At 70.4% G+C, this 15,784-nt stretch carries 15 protein-coding genes; 9 read left to right on the top strand and 6 right to left on the bottom strand.

The genetic code is table 11. The features are described 5' to 3' along the window. Positions 1 to 2 precede the first annotated feature (2 nt). From OIE67_RS35745 to OIE67_RS35720, 6 genes are all read left to right on the top strand, one after another. A complete protein-coding gene (locus tag OIE67_RS35745) occupies positions 3 to 917 on the top strand; it encodes a bifunctional riboflavin kinase/FAD synthetase (protein ID WP_326628808.1) in 915 nt (304 codons plus the stop codon). Between the two features lie 233 nt (positions 918 to 1,150). Then, on the top strand, positions 1,151 to 1,420 hold the full coding sequence (rpsO, locus tag OIE67_RS35740; RefSeq protein WP_106235181.1) for a 30S ribosomal protein S15: 270 nt from the start codon (positions 1,151 to 1,153) through the stop codon (positions 1,418 to 1,420). 299 nt (positions 1,421 to 1,719) lie between these two features. Further along, positions 1,720 to 4,050, top strand: coding sequence for a polyribonucleotide nucleotidyltransferase (locus OIE67_RS35735; RefSeq protein ID WP_326628805.1), 2,331 nt, complete (start codon positions 1,720 to 1,722; stop codon positions 4,048 to 4,050). Further along, the gene (locus OIE67_RS35730; RefSeq protein ID WP_326628803.1) at positions 4,047 to 5,357 is read left to right on the top strand and encodes a M16 family metallopeptidase; all 1,311 of its coding nucleotides are present in this window, start codon (positions 4,047 to 4,049) and stop codon (positions 5,355 to 5,357) included. Before OIE67_RS35735 ends, OIE67_RS35730 begins: the two co-directional genes overlap by 4 nt. Before the next feature lie 35 nt (positions 5,358 to 5,392). Further along, entirely contained in the window at positions 5,393 to 6,130 is a 738-nt protein-coding gene (gene dapB / locus OIE67_RS35725) for a 4-hydroxy-tetrahydrodipicolinate reductase (RefSeq protein WP_106235187.1), read from the top strand. A gap of 153 nt (positions 6,131 to 6,283) precedes the next feature. Further along, positions 6,284 to 6,763, top strand: a complete 480-nt coding sequence (locus OIE67_RS35720; protein WP_326628801.1) for a GNAT family N-acetyltransferase — start codon at positions 6,284 to 6,286, stop codon at positions 6,761 to 6,763. A gap of 61 nt (positions 6,764 to 6,824) precedes the next feature. On the opposite strand, the gene OIE67_RS35715 is transcribed toward OIE67_RS35720, so the two are convergent. The 6 genes from OIE67_RS35715 to OIE67_RS35690 all read right to left on the bottom strand — a co-directional run bounded on the left by OIE67_RS35715 (position 6,825) and on the right by OIE67_RS35690 (position 12,400). Next, positions 6,825 to 7,595 carry a GAF and ANTAR domain-containing protein gene (locus OIE67_RS35715; RefSeq protein WP_326628800.1) on the bottom strand — a complete coding sequence of 257 codons (771 nt, stop codon included), beginning with the start codon at positions 7,593 to 7,595 and terminating at the stop codon, positions 6,825 to 6,827. Positions 7,596 to 7,691: 96 nt separating this feature from the next. Continuing rightward, the gene (locus OIE67_RS35710; protein WP_106235194.1) at positions 7,692 to 8,690 is read right to left on the bottom strand and encodes an adenosine deaminase; all 999 of its coding nucleotides are present in this window, start codon (positions 8,688 to 8,690) and stop codon (positions 7,692 to 7,694) included. Positions 8,691 to 8,710: 20 nt separating this feature from the next. Beyond that, on the bottom strand, positions 8,711 to 9,586 hold the full coding sequence (locus OIE67_RS35705) for a 1,4-dihydroxy-2-naphthoate polyprenyltransferase (RefSeq protein WP_326628798.1): 876 nt from the start codon (positions 9,584 to 9,586) through the stop codon (positions 8,711 to 8,713). A 15-nt stretch (positions 9,587 to 9,601) separates the two neighbouring features. Further along, the gene (locus OIE67_RS35700) at positions 9,602 to 10,213 is read right to left on the bottom strand and encodes a GNAT family N-acetyltransferase (RefSeq protein WP_181307001.1); all 612 of its coding nucleotides are present in this window, start codon (positions 10,211 to 10,213) and stop codon (positions 9,602 to 9,604) included. A gap of 44 nt (positions 10,214 to 10,257) precedes the next feature. Next, positions 10,258 to 10,827, bottom strand: coding sequence for a CGNR zinc finger domain-containing protein (locus tag OIE67_RS35695; protein ID WP_326628796.1), 570 nt, complete (start codon positions 10,825 to 10,827; stop codon positions 10,258 to 10,260). A 160-nt stretch (positions 10,828 to 10,987) separates the two neighbouring features. Further along, positions 10,988 to 12,400: an aminotransferase-like domain-containing protein gene (locus tag OIE67_RS35690; protein ID WP_326628794.1), complete on the bottom strand. Its 1,413-nt coding sequence runs from the start codon at positions 12,398 to 12,400 to the stop codon at positions 10,988 to 10,990. 532 nt (positions 12,401 to 12,932) lie between these two features. Between OIE67_RS35690 and OIE67_RS35685 the strand changes: the two genes are divergently transcribed. From OIE67_RS35685 to OIE67_RS35675, 3 genes are all read left to right on the top strand, one after another. Beyond that, a complete protein-coding gene (locus OIE67_RS35685) occupies positions 12,933 to 13,760 on the top strand; it encodes a DMT family transporter (protein ID WP_456094139.1) in 828 nt (275 codons plus the stop codon). 46 nt (positions 13,761 to 13,806) lie between these two features. Next, entirely contained in the window at positions 13,807 to 14,829 is a 1,023-nt protein-coding gene (locus OIE67_RS35680) for a hypothetical protein (protein ID WP_326628793.1), read from the top strand. 409 nt (positions 14,830 to 15,238) lie between these two features. Further along, positions 15,239 to 15,676, top strand: coding sequence for an ASCH domain-containing protein (locus tag OIE67_RS35675; RefSeq protein WP_326628791.1), 438 nt, complete (start codon positions 15,239 to 15,241; stop codon positions 15,674 to 15,676). Positions 15,677 to 15,784: the final 108 nt, after the last annotated feature.

Below are 15,784 nucleotides of genomic sequence, written 5' to 3'. Positions count from 1 at the left end.
GCGTGCAGGGTTCGGAGAGGTCTGTCGTCACCATCGGCGTGTTCGACGGGGTTCACCGCGGGCACCGTCGGGTGGCCGAGCGGGCCGTCGCCGTCGCCCGTGAGCGCGGGCTGCGCGCCGTGGCCGTCGTCTTCGAGCGCCCCGACGAGGCCGTACGGCCCGGGGCGCGGCCGCAGGTGCTGACCGGCCCGCGGCGCAGGGCGGAGCTGCTCACCGGGCTCGGTTTCGACGAGGTCGACGTGGTGCCGTTCGGGGCCGGTCCGCCGGGCGGGGGTCCTGGCGAGTTCGCGCAGAGCGTTCTGGCCGAGCGGCTGCGGGCGGCGGTGGTCGTGGTGGGGGAGCGGTTCACGTTCGGCGGCCAGGACGCGAGCAGCGATGTCGAGATATTGAGGACGCTGGGCGACAAATACGACTTCGAGGTCGAGACCGTGCCCCACCTCGACGACGTCTCCGCCACCTCGATCCGCGAGCGGCTCGTCACCGGAGACGTGGAGGCCGCCGCGCGGCAGCTCGGCCGGCCGCACCGGGTGGAGGGCGTCGTCGTCCGCGGCTACCAGCGCGGGCGCCAGCTCGGCTTCCCCACCGCCAACGTCGAGACTCCGCAGCACACCGCGATCCCGGCCGACGGGGTCTACGCGGGCTGGCTGGAGTGTGTCCCGGTGGCCAACCTGCCCGCCCTCTACGAGGGGGAGCGCTGGCCGGCGGCGATCTCGGTCGGCACCAACCCGACGTTCGAGGGCGTGCCGCGCACGGTGGAGGCGTACGCGCTCGACCGCGACGACCTGGAGCTCTACGGCGTGCACGTGGCCGTCGAGTTCGCCGCGCGGCTGCGCGGCAACACCCGCTTCGACTCGATCGAGGCGCTGATCGACCAGATCCACGCCGACGTGGAGGCCACCCGCCGCCTGACGAGCTGACCCGCGCCCGCACCCGAGCCCTGACCTGGGTCCTGACCCGCGCCGGCCCCCCTACGCGGGGCCGCGCCACGACCTGCCCCGAGCACCGGACGCTTGGTGGTAGCCTTGCATGTCGGCTCTGTAGCGGCGGTGCTGCGCGCTGCCCATGACGGCCTTCACGCGGCGACTGTAGGCACGCACGGTCGTTCGCGCTTCCATCACATTCGCGCGTGTCCGTAGATCGAAGGAGAGCCGTGTCCCTCGACACCGCTGCCAAGAAGACCATCATCGAGGAGTACGCGACGGCCGACGGCGACACCGGGTCGCCCGAGGTGCAGATCGCGCTGCTCAGCAAGCGCATCAGCGAGCTGACCGAGCACCTGAAGACGCACAAGCACGACCACCACAGCCGTCGTGGTCTGCTGCTGCTCGTCGGGCGCCGGCGCCGCCTGCTGAAGTACCTGCAGAAGGTCGACATCCAGCGCTACCGTACGCTCATCGAGCGGCTCGGCCTGCGCCGATAGTCTGAAAGGGAGCGGCGTCCGCGCCGCTCCCTTCTCATATGGGGTAGGACCCCATACGGTCAGGACGCGTGGCGAGATGAAAACCGCCCCGCGCTTGACGTACAACTGAAGATCCGAGACACACAGCCCCCGCGTCCGCTCAGCACCATGCGACCCGCGACGCCTGCGGGCCGGTCCTCGGTAGTGGCTTCCGGTAACAAACACACTTGACCGGGCGCTTCGATCGAAGACCGGCGCTGCACCTAACGAGGGTGCCGGTGAGAAAAGGGCGCGGGAGACCGACCACAAGGAGGTCCCCCGTGGAGGGTGTCCACACCGCTGAAGCCGTCATAGACAACGGCTCATTCGGCACGCGCACGATCCGGTTCGAGACCGGTCGCCTCGCGCGCCAGGCGGCCGGCTCCGCCGTCGCCTATCTCGACAGCGACACGATGGTGCTGTCCGCCACCACCGCGTCGAAGTCCCCGAAGGAACAGTTCGACTTCTTCCCGCTCACGGTCGACGTCGAAGAGCGAATGTACGCTGCGGGCCGCATCCCCGGCTCGTTCTTCCGCCGTGAGGGCCGTCCCTCCGAGGACGCCATCCTCACCTGCCGGCTGATCGACCGGCCGCTGCGCCCGTCGTTCGTCAAGGGCCTGCGCAACGAGATCCAGGTCGTCGCCACGGTCATGGCGCTCAACCCCGACCACCTCTACGACGTGGTCGCGATCAACGCCGCGTCCCTGTCGACGCAGCTGGCCGGCCTGCCCTTCTCCGGCCCGATCGGCGGCGTGCGCGTCGCGCTGATCGACGGCCAGTGGGTGGCCTTCCCGACGCACCACGAGCTGGAGCGGGCCACGTTCGACATGGTCGTGGCGGGCCGCGTGCTCGACGACGGCGACGTCGCGATCATGATGGTCGAGGCCGAGTCCACCAAGGACACGCTCAAGCTGGTCGCCGAGGGCGCGGTCGCGCCCACCGAGGAGACCGTCGCGCAGGGCCTCGACGCCGCCAAGCCCTTCATCAAGGTGCTCTGCGAGGCGCAGTCGCGCATCGCGCAGGTCGCGGCCAAGGAGACGGCCGAATACCCGGTGTTCCTGGAATACCAGGACGACGTGCTCAACGCCGTCGAAGCCGCGATCAAGACCGAGCTGGCCGCCGCGCTGACCATCGCCGGCAAGCAGGAGCGCGAGAACGAGCTCGACAAGGTCAAGGCGCTGGCCGCCGAGAAGCTCCTGCCCGAGTTCGAGGGCCGCGAGAAGGAGATCTCCGGCGCGTTCCGCTCGGTGATGAAGAAGCTCATGCGCGAGCGGGTCGTCAAGGAGGGCATCCGCATCGACGGCCGCGGCACCAAGGACATCCGCGCCCTGTCGGCCGAGGTCCACGTGGTGCCCCGGGTGCACGGCTCGGCCCTGTTCGAGCGCGGTGAGACCCAGATCATGGGCATCACCACCCTCAACATGCTGCGCATGGAGCAGGTCATCGACACGCTCAACCCCGAGCGGACCAAGCGCTACATGCACAACTACAACTTCCCGCCCTACTCCACCGGTGAGACCGGCCGGGTGGGCTCGCCCAAGCGCCGCGAGATCGGTCACGGCGCGCTGGCCGAGCGGGCGCTGATCCCGGTGCTGCCCACGCGCGAGGAGTTCCCCTACGCCATCCGGCAGGTCTCCGAGGCGCTCGGCTCCAACGGCTCCACCTCGATGGGGTCGGTCTGCGCCTCCACCATGGCGCTGCTCGACGCCGGTGTGCCGCTCAGGGAGATGGTCGCGGGCATCGCGATGGGCCTGATCGGCGAGGGTGACGAGTACGTCACGCTGACCGACATCCTCGGCGCCGAGGACGCCATGGGCGACATGGACTTCAAGGTCGCCGGCACCAAGGACGTCATCACCGCCCTGCAGCTCGACACCAAGCTCGACGGCATCCCCGCCAGCGTGCTGGCCGGCGCGCTCAAGCAGGCCAAGGGCGCCCGCCTGGCGATCCTCGACGTGATGCAGGAGGCGATCGACTCCCCGGCGGAGATGAACCCGACCGCGCCGCGCATCATCACCATCAAGGTCCCGGTCGACAAGATCGGCGAGGTCATCGGCCCGAAGGGCAAGATGATCAACCAGATCCAGGACGACACGGGCGCCGAGATCACCATCGAGGACGACGGCACGATCTACATCGGCGCCACCGACGGGCCCGCCGCCGAGGCCGCCCGTTCGGCGATCAACGCGATCGCCAACCCGCACATGCCGGAGGTCGGCGAGCGCTACCTGGGCACGGTCGTGAAGATCGCCGCGTTCGGCGCGTTCATCTCGCTCATGCCCGGCAAGGACGGCCTGCTGCACGTCTCGCAGATCCGCAAGCTGCACGGCGGCAAGCGGATCGAGAACGTCGAGGACGTCATGGGCGTCGGCGAGAAGATCCAGGTCGAGATCGCCGAGATCGACGGCCGGGGCAAGCTCTCCCTGGTGCCGGTCGAGGTCATCGAGAAGGAGGCCGCCGAGAAGGAGGCCAGGGGCGCCGACGGCGACACCTCCGACGCTCCGGCCCCGTCCGACGCGGCCCCGGCCGCCGAGGAGCGGTCCGAGCGGCCCCGGCGCACCCGCACCCGCGTGCGCAACACCCGCTCCGATGGAGACGACCGGAACTCGTGACGACGACCACGCTCCACCCCGGCAAGGACGGAGCCGGGGTGGTGAGGCGCACCGTCCTCCCGGGTGGGCTGCGCGTGGTGACCGAGACCATGCCGACCGTGCGCAGCGTCGCGGTCGGCATGTGGGTCGGCATCGGCTCGCGTGACGAGGCCCCCGAGCACATGGGGGCCACGCACTTCCTCGAACACCTGCTGTTCAAGGGCACGCCGACGCGTGACGCGATGGAGATCTCGGCCAGCATCGAGGGCATCGGCGGTGAGATCAACGCCTTCACCGCGAAGGAGTACACCTGCTACTACGCGCGGGTCCTCGACGAGGACCTGCCGGTCGCGGTCGACGTGCTCGCCGACGTGGTGACCAGCTCGCTGGTGACCGCCGAGGACGTCGAGTCCGAGCGGGGCGTGATCCTCGAAGAGATCGCCATGCACGACGACGATCCCTCCGACGTGGTGCACGAGCAGTTCGCCGCCGCGCTCTACGGCGACTCGCCGATCGGCCGGCCCATCCTGGGCACGGTCGACTCGATCAACACCCTCGGCCGCGAGCGGATCTCCGAGTACTACCACCGCTACTACCGGCCCCGTTGCACCGTGGTGTCCGTCGCGGGCAACATCCGGCACGAAGAGGTCGTCGAGCTGGTGGCCAGGGCCTACGAGCGGGCGGGGGCGCTGACCGGCCCCGCCGAGTTCGCGCCGCCGCGTACCAGCGGGCCCGGCGCCGCGTCGGGCTCCGGCCTCGCGGTGCTCGACCGGCCCACCGAGCAGGCCAACCTGGTGCTCGGCACGACCGGCCTGTCCCGCACCGACGACCGCCGCTTCGCGCTGGGCGTGCTCAACGCGGCGCTCGGCGGCGGCATGTCGTCCCGGCTCTTCCAGGAGATCAGGGAGAAGCGCGGCCTGGCCTACTCGGCCTACAGCTACACCTCGGCCTACGCCGACACCGGCCAGTTCGGCATCTACGTGGGCTGCCTGCCGTCGAAGATCGACGACGTGCTCAAGATCTGCCGGGACGAGGTGTCCAGGGTGGTCACCGAGGGCATCACCGCCGACGAGATCATGCGCGGCAAGGGGCAGATGCGCGGCGGGCTCGTGCTCGGCCTCGAGGACACCGGCTCGCGCATGTCGCGCATCGGCAAGAACGAGCTGGTCTACGACGAGCTGATGTCGGTCGACGAGGTGCTGGCCCGCATCGAGTCCGTCACCCCTGAGGAGATCTCCGAGGTCGCCCGCGACGTGCTCAACCGGCCGCTCACGCTGGCCGTGATCGGCCCGTACGGCGACAAGGACTTCTCCGACGCCATCGCCTGAACGGGCGTTCGCGCCGATTGGGATAGGCTCGCCCTGTGATCAGGGTAGGTGTGCTCGGCGCCCAGGGGCGTGTGGGCGTCGAGGTGTGCAAGGCGGTCGAGGCGGCCACCGACATGGAGTTGGTGGCCGCGCTCGACAAGGACGACTCCATCGAGGGGCTCCAGGGCGCCGAGGTGGTGGTCGACTTCACCCATCCCGACGTGGTCATGGGCAACCTCGAATGGGCGATCGGGCACGGCGTCCACCCCGTGGTGGGCACGACCGGGTTCGACGAGGGCCGGCTGGAGACCGTGCGCGGCTGGCTGGCCGCGAGCTCCGGCACCAACTGCCTCATCGCCCCCAACTTCGGCATCGCCGCCGTGCTCATGATGCACTTCGCCGCGCAGGCGGCCCGCTACTTCGAGTCGGCCGAGATCGTCGAGCTGCACCACCCCAACAAGGCCGACGCGCCCTCCGGCACGGCCCGGCGTACGGCCGAGCTGATCTCCGAGGCCCGGGCCAAGGCCGGGACCGGCGCGATGCCCGACGCGACCAGCACCGCCCTCGACGGTGCGCGCGGGGCGGACGTCGGCGGCGTGCACGTGCACGCGGTGCGGCTGTCCGGGCTGATCGCGCACCAGGAGGTGCTGCTCGGCGGCGACGGCGAGATCCTCACCATCAGGCACGACACGATGAGCCGGTCGGCGTTCACGCCGGGGGTGCTGCTCGGGGTGCGCCGGGTGCGCGAGCTGCCCGGCCTGACCATCGGCCTTGAGCCGCTGCTCGACCTCTGACGGGTTCTATGGATGTACACACGACGTGCCCACGACCGTACTCGGCCGTGGGCACGTCGTGAGGAGAGGGTCCCGGCTCCGCACAGCCAGGCCTACGATCTTCAACCCTAATATGAGCGGCGAGCTCGGCCAGAAAAATGAGATCGTGTCGCCATGGTGCGATGGGCGCGAGCGGACGAACTTCCCGGGCTGGTCTCCATAGAGCTGGCCGCCGACCGGCTGTTCGAGCAGGTGGGCATCGTCTTCCCGCCCGGCACCACCATGATCGAGGAGGCCGCCGACCCCGGCGCCGTCCTGGTCGAGGGTGAGCCGCCCGACGGGTTCGCGCTGGTCGGATGGGTCGACGGGAGTCTCCATCTCGATCAGCTCGCCGTGCGTCCCGAGCGCATGCGTCAGGGCATCGGCGGGCGGCTGGTGACGGCCGTCGTCGACCACGCGCGGGCGGCCGGCGCGCCGGGCGTCACGCTGACGACGTACCGCGACGTGCCGTGGAACGCGCCCTGGTACGCGCGGCACGGCTTCACCCCGGTGCCCGAGGCCGAGTGGGGGCCGCAACTGCGGGCGCTGGTCGAGCACGAACGGGAGCTCGGCATCGAGATCGCGCCGCGCGTGGTGATGCGCCGCCGGCCTTAGCGGGTCGGGCGGTTGGACGGCGCGTGGACGCTCGCGTGATGCCGGTGCCCGGCGGCCGGCCTCAGCGGCCGCGGACGGGGCGGCCGGTGACGTGCTGGGGCGGCTCCTCGAAGCGGGAACGCCGGGCCGGCTCGCCGCTCACCTGCTCCACGATGGAGGCGGCGAGCTGGTGCAGCTTGACGTTCCTGTCCTGCGAGACGTGACGCAGCAGCTCGAACGCGTGCTGCGCGGTGCACCGGCGCTGCGCCATGACGATGCCGAGGGCCTGGTCGATGATCGCGCGGGTGGTGAGCGCCTCCTTGAGCTGGTCCGCCACGTCGCGCATCCTGGCCGTGTCCAGCGCCGTACGGTGAAGGACGCCGACGTGGGCGGCGCTGACCCGCATGGCGAGCCTCGTGGCGCCGAACCCGGCGGCGTCCGGTTCGGCGGCGGGCCCTCGGGCGTTCAGCTGGGTGACGGCATCGGGCGGGCCGTCCTCTCCTGAGTAGAGCGTGAACGCGCCGAGCAGCGCTCCCTCCGACTCCAGCGGCTCACAGTGCACCGTGCGGATCTCCGGCGCCTGCTGCGCGAACTTCGGCCAGCGGGAGTCGGCGGCCAGGTCGCGGGTCGTCACGGACCGCCCGCTGTCGATCGTGTCGAGGACGGGCCCCTGCCCGACGGCCGTCTGCAGGTCGTCGAACAGCCTGGCCCGCGCGTGGGAGGTGGCCGCGGTCCGCGGCCCGTCACCGGAGCACAGCACGACGCTCAGCATCGGTGCTCCGGGCACCGACCGTCCGGCGATGGCGACGCACTCAGCGAGTGCCCGCTCGAACTCCTCGATGTCCGTGGACACCCTGGGCCGATCTGCCACGATCCCTCGCGATCGCTGCGTCGGAAGTCACTGGGGCCTTGCCTTCGAGACCTCCAGGCTAGCGGTTCGGCGGGACGCTCACGAGAGGTAGGCGTCGATCTCTGTCAGGTAGGCGTCCTTGACGTGGCGCGGCAGCCAGGTGATCTCGAAGGCGTTGCGCTGCAGTCGCGCCAGCTCCTCGCGGCTGAGCTGGAGGGCGTCGTGCAGGGCCTCGATGTTCTCCTGTACGTACGCGGCGAAGTAGGCCGGATCGTCGGAGTTGACCGTCACCCGCACGCCCAGGTCCATCAGCTTGCGGATGCCCTCGGCCTTCATCGAGTCGGTGACGTAGCCGTTGGACACCGGGCAGCAGGTCAGCCCCGTGCCGCGGGCCAGCACCACCTCCACCAGCCGCTGATCCTCGAGGATGTTGACGCCGTGGTCGATCCGGTCGACGCCGATCTCCTCGACGGCCTGGCGGATGTGCTCGATCGCGTCGTCCTGGTCCACGTCGCAGTGCATGGTCAGCAGGTAACCCTCCTGCCTGGCCCGCTCGTAGACCGCCGCGAACTTGGCCGGCGGGTTGCCCTTCTCGTCGGAGTCGAGCCCGACGCCGACGATCCACTCCTTGTACGGCAGCGACTCCAGCAGCGTCGCCATCGCGTACTCGGCCTGGAAGTCCCGCAGGAAGCACATGATGAGCTGGGCCCGCACGCCGAGCTGGGCGTGCGCGTCCAGCAGCGCCCGCCGCAGCCCTCTGATCACCACGTCGAACGGCACGCCGCGCGAGGTGTGCGCCTGAGGGTCGAAGAAGATCTCCGCATAGCGGACGTTCTGCTCGGCGGCCCTGCGCAGGTAGGCCATCGCCAGGTCGTAGAAGTCGGGCTCGGTGCGCAGCACCCGCATGCCCTCGTAGTAGATCGTCAGGAAGGAGGACAGGCTGTCGAAGGTGTAGGCGGCCCGCATCTCCTCGACGGTCGCGTACGGCAGCTCCAGCCCGTTGCGGGCGGCCAGTTCGAACTTGAGCTCGGGCTCCAGCGTGCCCTCGATGTGCAGGTGCAGCTCGCACTTGGGCAGACCGGCGATGAAATCCTTCACCGTCCCACTGTAGAAGACGGCTAGAAGACGATCGCCAGGCCCACGGCGAAGAGGAGCCCGTACGCCATCTGCAGTTTGCCCGTCTGCTGCAGCACCGCGATCAGGGCGGGACCCACCGCCTTGCTCAGCACCGCCCTGATGGGGGAGACCGCCAGCGGCGCCGCGAGCAGCACCAGGGCCGCCCAGGGCGTGATGGGGATCATCGCCAGCGCCACGACGAACGGCACGACCTGGCAGGCCACGTAGAGCGTACGGGTGCGTTCGGCGCCCAGCAGCACCGCCAGCGTACGCTTGCCCGCCTGCCCGTCGGTGCCGACGTCGCGCAGGTTGTTGACCACCAGCATCGAGCACGACAGCAGCCCCACCGGGATCGAGGCGATCAGCGCCGCCCAGCTCAGGTGCTCCGTCTGCACGTAGGCCGTGCCCATCACGGGGACGATGCCGAAGAAGACGAACACGGCCACCTCGCCGAGCCCGCGGTAGCCGTACGGGTGCTTGCCGCCGGTGTAGAACCAGGCGGCGGCGATCGCCGCGGCGCCCACCAGCAGCACCCACCAAGCCTGCGTGGCGACGACCAGGACGAGCCCCAGCACCGCCGCGAGCGCGAAACAGGCCAGAGCTGCCGTCAGCACCTCGCGCGGGGTGGCCGCCCGCGAGCCCACCAGCCGCATCGGCCCGACCCGCTGGTCGTCGGTGCCGCGCACGCCGTCGCTGTAGTCGTTGGCGTAGTTGACGCCGATCTGCAGCGACAGCGCCACGAACAGGGCCAGCACCGCCCGCCACCACACGAAGCCGCCTTCGCCGATCGCGACGCCGGTGCCGACCATCACGGGCACGACGGCGTTGGGAAGGGTGCGTGGGCGGGCGCCGGCGATCCATTGGGAGGGCGTTGCCATGTGCTGCTTCTACCTCTAGCTGATGTCGGTGGTGAGCCTGACCATCCGGATCGGACGGCCCATGTCGAGGACGCGCTCGGCCATGTCCTCACCCCAGCCGGCCGACTCCAGGAAGCCGAGCACCGCGTAGTTGTCGGCGAACACCCAGGTGACGATCTGCCGGAACCCGTCGTCACGAAGATAGTCGACCGTGGCGTTGAGCAGCCGGCTGCCATGGCCCCTGCGGACGAAGTCCGGGTCGACCAGCAACGTCAGCATCTCGGCCGCCACCCCGGGGTCGAGGTCGGGGTCCTCCGCGGGGGCGTGGGAGGCCAGGCCCACCACGCGCTCACCGCCGCGCGGGGTGACCAGGGCGGCTCCCGCGCCGCCCGCGCCCAGCGCGGGAAAGCCCTCGGTGTCGAGGATCGTCTCCACCGCCACCAGCACCCGATGCATGGGGGAGGGCGGGGCGGCGATCGCCTCGTCCCACTGGCGCAGCCACATCTTCTCCGCCGCCGCGCCGGTCATCTGCTCGAGTGGGCCCTCCGGGAGGAAGTCCCGATAGCCGTAGCGCCAGGCGCGGATCTGAGTGTTCGCAACCTGGAGAACATCCTCGCGCCGGGCCGCCCGGACGCCTACGTCTGCCATCTCGGCCCGCTCCTTCGCCTGCCGTCCATGCCACAAGGCACGAGTTACACCGTATCGGTGTTTGAGCCTTGGAGACGACGCGAACCCCGCTTCCTCGCCCGGTAAGCCCGCGTCTTGGTGCGGTTGCCGCATACCCGCATCGAACACCACGAGCGGGAACGGTTCTTCGACGAGTCGATGAACGCCCACTGACAGGTCTCCTCGGCGCACACCTTGAGCCGGTCCCACGACGCGGCCACCACCGCCGCGGCGATGCGTGCCAGCCCGCCTGCCACGCCGCCGTCCGCTGGGATCAGCCGCGGTCCTCCGTCAGGTCCGAGGGTGACGAGGAGGGGCAGCGGGGGCAGTTCGGCCAGTCGCTGTCGTTCGGCCGCTCGCCTTTGCTCGGCCGGGCGCTCGTGCTGGGCCGGGCCTCGTCCGAGCGCCGCTCTGAGGGCGTCACGCAGGGCGTGGGCGGTGTGCAGGTCGTCGTCGGAGGCGCGGTCACGCGGGCCCGTCAGGCCGCGCTCGCGCAGCCACAGGGCCAGGTCGGCGGGGGAGGACAGCTCGTCCGCCTGGGCTTCGACGTCGAAGGTGTTCACGAAGTCTCGTACGAGCTCCGTGGGCAACGGCATGCCGTCACTCTACTGGGCTGATCCACTGAGCCCGGACCCGTACCTGGACCCGTTCCTGAACCTGTACCTTGGCCTGGGCCTGCGCCCGCACTCGAACCCCGCACCCGGATCCTGGATCCCGGACCTCGGATCCCCGCCCGCACCTGGACCTGACCTGGACCTATGGGGCGGCTCGCTCGCCGGTGAACGTCAGGGCCTCGGCCAGCCGCCTGACCCCTTCGCGCAGCTCCGCGAGGTGGGCGGCGGCCATGTGCGTGACCCGGATGCGCGGCCCCGGCGGCTCCGACGGGTAGTACATCCTGCCGGGGCTCACCAGCACGCCGTTCTGCCTGGCCGTCTCCACCAGGGCGCCCTCGTCGACGTCGGCCGGCAGCCGTACCCACAGATGCATGCCGCCGATCGGCAGCAGATGCGGCTCGGCGGCGGGCATGTGCTCGGCGAGCGCCGCCGCGAGCGCGTCCCGGCGGATCATGATCTCGGCGTACACGGCCGCGAGGTGCCGCCGCCAGGCCGGCGACCCCACGAACTCCAGCGCCGTCTCCTGCAACGGCCGCGCCACGAAGAACGACTCCACGAGCTGAGCGGCGCGCAGCCGGTGCGCGGCGGGCCCACGGGCGATCACGGCCGCCACCCGCAGGCTCGGCGCGAGGATCTTGGTCAGCGAGCCGATGTGCACCACGGTGCCGTCGCGGTCCATCGACGCCAGCGACGGGGGCGCCTGCCCGGTCAGGTAGCGGGCGTAGTCGTCCTCCACCACGAACGCGCCCGCCGCCCGCGCCACCTGCAGCACCTGCTCGCGGCGTTCGACGGGCAGGGTGGCGCCGGTCGGATTGTGCAGGGTGGGCTGGCAGAAGAACACCCGTGCCCCCGTCATGGCGAACGCCTCGGCCAGCAGTTCGGGCCGCACGCCGTCCCGGTCCATCGGCACCGCCGTGGCCCGCAGCCCCGCCGCCTTGGCCGCGGCCAGCGCCCCCGGATAGGTGGGCGTCTCGACGAGGATGGGCGTACCGGGAGCGGCCAGCGCCCTGAACGCGTTCGTGAGTGCCGCCTGCCCGCCGCTCACGATCAAGGCGTCGGCCGCCGTCACGTCCCCGCCGGCCTGCGTGGCGAACCAGCGCCGCAGCTCCGGCAGCCCCGTCAGCGGCGGCCTGGCCCAGGCGCCCGGCCTGCGCACGGCCCGCGCCGCCGCGGCGGCCAGCTGCTCGTCCGGCCTCAGCCCAGGGCGCAGGTAGCCGCCCGTCAGCGGCACCACCCCCTCGGGGGCCGTCCCCAGCAGGGCTGTGATCGGCCCGTCGTCCACCACCCGATCGCCCAGCGCGACGGTCTGCCAGGACAGGTCGGCCGCGTCCCGTGTCGGATAGACAGGCTGAGCCACGAAAGCGCCGCTGCCCGGCCGCGTCACCACCCGCCCTTCGGCGGCGAGCTGCCCGATCGCCCTGGAGACGGTGACGGGGCTGACGTTGTGCCGGCGCATGATCTCCCGGCTGGACGGCAGCCGTGCCCCCGGCCCGAGCCGCTCGGCCTCTTCACGCAGTATCGCGGCGATCTGGGCGATACTGCTATCGTTGTTCATGAGATCGGATGATAGCGCTATCGACGCTGGCGCAGTAGCGCTCCCCGGACCCGACTCCCACCACCAGCCCGATTCCCCGCCCGCCTCCCATCGGGACGTCGAGTCCGAGCCCCAGCTCAAGCCGCACACCCGGCGCGAACCGCAGCCGGAGCCCCGTTCCCAACCGCAGGCCCAGCACGGACCTCAGCCGGAGCCCCGTCCCCAGTCCCAGTCCCAGTCCCAACGCGAGCTCCGGCCGGAACCCCGTCCCCAGCCGGGACCCCGTTCCCAGTCGGGACCCCGTTCCCAGCCCCAGCCTCAACGCGAGCCCCAGCGGAAGCCTCGTTCCCGGCGCCACTCCCGTGACCGGGATCGTGACCATGAGCAGGACCAGGCCCATGAGCGGGACCAGGACCAGGGGCGGGACCGGGACCATGGGCGAAACCTGGACCGAGACCATGGGCGGGACCTGGACCCGAACCATGGGCGGGACCACCGGGGCCATGACCGTGGCCGTGATCGTCGCCGGGGGACGGCCCTGGCCTTCCTGGGCGTGCTGGCGTTCTCCGGTTCCTTCCCCGCCACCGTCTACGCGATGCGAGGCTTCGACCCCTGGCTCGTCGCGGTGGGCCGGGCCGCCCTGGCAGGCGTGCTGGCCCTGGTCTGCCTGCGGGCCGGCGGCCGTCCACTCCTGCCACGCAGAGCCGACTGGCCCTCGTACGCGCTGATCTCCTGCGGCGTCGTCTTCGGCTTCCCCGTCTTCAGCGGCCTGGCTCTGGCTCTCGGCGCCGGCACCGCCCACTCCGCCGTCGTCATCGGCCTGCTCCCGGCCGCCACGGCCGCCTGCGCCGTACTGAGAGCCTCGGAACGTCCCCGCCCGCTGTTCTGGGCCGCCTGCGCGGCCGGCGCGGTCGCCATCACGGCCTTCACCCTCATCCAGGGCCAGGGCAGCGCGTCCTGGCCCGACCTGCTCCTGGTCGCGGCCCTGCTGTCAGCGGCCGTCGGCTACACCGAAGGTGCGCGCCTGACCAGGCAGACCCCTGGCTGGCAGGTCATCTCCCACGTCCTCGTGCTCTCCCTTCCCGTGACGGCTCCCGTGACGGCGGTCCTGGCCCTCACCACCCCGATCACGATCACCCCCGAGGCCGTCGCCGGGCTCGCGTACGTGGCGGCGATCTCGATGTTCCTCGGCTTCATCCCCTGGTACGCGGGCCTGGCCAGAGGCGGCATCGCCAGAGCGGGCCAGACCCAGCTCACCCAGCCGCTCCTGACCCTTTTGTGGGCCTGGTTCCTGATGGGTGAGCGCTTCGGCCCGGCGACCGTGATCGCGGCCGTGGCCGTGCTGGTCTGCGTGGCCGTCACCCAGCGCGCCCGTACTTGAAAGCCGTGACGCCGCGCCGCAGGATGGGAGAGGAGGTGTCACACTCATGGCTGACCTCACGATCCCGGAAGGCGGATTCTGGCCGGCGCCGGAAATCCCGCAGCCGAATATCTATCCCATGGAATGGCGCGTGGAGACCGAGAAGCTCGCCGCCATATACGAGAAGTCCAAGCGCGTGGTCTGGAACCCGGCCGACCTGCCCTGGGACGGCCTCAATGCAGACGACTTCACGCGGGAGCAGCGCCTGGGCATCATGTACTGGTTCGCGGTCCTGGCGAACTTCGACGCCTCGGGGCCCGCGGTGTTCGCCCGCGCCACCATCCAGGCCTTCGAGAAACACGAAGAGGATCCGGTCAGGAAGTGCTTCTTCTCGATCACCCGCGACGAGATGAACCACGAGGAATGCTGCCAGCGTACGATCGCCAAACTCTGGCCGGGCGGCCCGCTCGACTGGACACCGGCGGACGACCTCGAAGCAGCCGCGCACAACAACATCGGCTGGCTCTACCACAACGGCGGCCGCTACTGGACCGGCTACACCTCGGCCGTGGGCAGGTATTCGCTGCCCGTTCTCTTCACCAGTTTCATGATGGGAGAGATGGCCGCCTCCACCCTGTTCAGAGGCATGGCCTCGGGCACGGGGCACCCCGTGTTCGGGGAGATGTTCCAGCGGATCGGCCGCGACGAGTCACGCCATCTGCAGATCTGCATGACCATTCTCGAAACCGAATGGCCCGGCCTCACCGACGCGACCCGCACGTTGATCACCCGGCAACTGCGGGCCGGTTTCGTCTTTCTCAGCATGATCCTCTGGGAACCGCCGGAGGGCTTCTGGGAGCTTCCCCCTTACTTCCTGCCCAACCATCGCGTCCTCATGAACCATGCGCGGGAGGCGGGGCTGGGGGTGCTGTCGTACGAGGAGCAGGCGGAGAACTGGCGAGTGGCGATGGCCCGCGTCCGAGCCATCGTCGAACGGTGGGGAATCGCCTTTCCTGCCATTCCCGAACTGGACCTGGAAGGAGTCCCCGTGGACTTCATCGACCCGGAGGACATCATCCCCGTCTTCTAGCGACCCTGTCGCCCGACGACCACGGGAATCACCTCAAGCGAGCCCACCGTCATCACGTGTCCGAGCACATCAAGGTCCGGCACGGCGACGTGACGACTGGCACGAATGCGATCAGAGCGGCCGGATGCTGTTGAAATCCCACCGGGACCCCCGACCTGATCGCCACCGGAACCCTCCGACCTGACCGATGCGCGGCGAGAGCCGATCGAGCCCAGGAGAGCAGCCCTTCGCGGCGTCCAGAAGTGACCACCTCCGTGAGCTCAGCCGGCCCGCGGAAGTCCACTCGCGGCAGAGATCTGTGCTGGCTTCGGCGGCGGGAGTTGGGACGACATCGAGCGGCGTTCCACGGACTGTCGGATGGCGCTCACACCATGACATGCCATCATGTGGCGACTTCTAGGATGACCTCATGTGGCCGCGCATAGACGGACTCAGGGTCCTCGAACTGGGCACTCCAGGCAAACTCCGCACCTGGCTCACCGACCTGACCATGTCGGGCACCAAGACGGCCACAGCCGGCCTGCTGCCACTCGACTACGAGGCCGAGGGCGAGGACCTGGAGCAGGTCGGGGAAAGACTCGTCCTGGTGGACTCCTCCGGAAAACGCGCCGGGGAGATTGAGATCACACGAGTCGAACCGACGCCGTTCGCCGAAGTGACCTGGGAGTTCGCCCAGGCGGAGGGCGAGGGGTACAGCTCAACAGAGGACTGGCGAGAAACGCATCGCCGCTACTGGGCGGAGCAGGGGTACGAAGTAAGCCACGGCACCACGGTTGTATGCCTCTGGTACCGGGTCGTGTCGCGCGCAGACGAATCGCCGAACAGTGATCCAGCCCCACCTGCATAACCCCGCTCTCGCTTCCCGACCCGCGACGCCGCACGCTCGTCGGAGAGGTCGATCACCGAGCAAACGTGACGCCGCTCCGCTCACGGGCCCGAGACACCGCCCCGCCGG

It is taken from the genome of Nonomuraea fuscirosea, assembly GCF_035917475.1.
Taxonomy (GTDB): domain Bacteria; phylum Actinomycetota; class Actinomycetes; order Streptosporangiales; family Streptosporangiaceae; genus Nonomuraea; species Nonomuraea fuscirosea.
This window is presented reverse-complemented; position numbering and strand designations above follow the sequence as displayed.

Excerpts from the sequence above, each read along its gene's own strand:
- OIE67_RS35700 (WP_181307001.1), bottom strand. The coding sequence starts at position 10,213 with ATGGCAGACGTAGGCGTCCGGGCGGCCCGGCGCGAGGATGTTCTCCAG.
- OIE67_RS35680 (WP_326628793.1), top strand. The coding sequence starts at position 13,807 with ATGGCTGACCTCACGATCCCGGAAGGCGGATTCTGGCCGGCGCCGGAA.
- OIE67_RS35720 (WP_326628801.1), top strand. The coding sequence starts at position 6,284 with ATGGTGCGATGGGCGCGAGCGGACGAACTTCCCGGGCTGGTCTCCATA.
- OIE67_RS35675 (WP_326628791.1), top strand. The coding sequence starts at position 15,239 with ATGTGGCCGCGCATAGACGGACTCAGGGTCCTCGAACTGGGCACTCCA.
- OIE67_RS35690 (WP_326628794.1), bottom strand. The coding sequence starts at position 12,400 with ATGAACAACGATAGCAGTATCGCCCAGATCGCCGCGATACTGCGTGAA.
- OIE67_RS35705 (WP_326628798.1), bottom strand. The coding sequence starts at position 9,586 with ATGGCAACGCCCTCCCAATGGATCGCCGGCGCCCGCCCACGCACCCTT.
- OIE67_RS35695 (WP_326628796.1), bottom strand. The coding sequence starts at position 10,827 with ATGCCGTTGCCCACGGAGCTCGTACGAGACTTCGTGAACACCTTCGAC.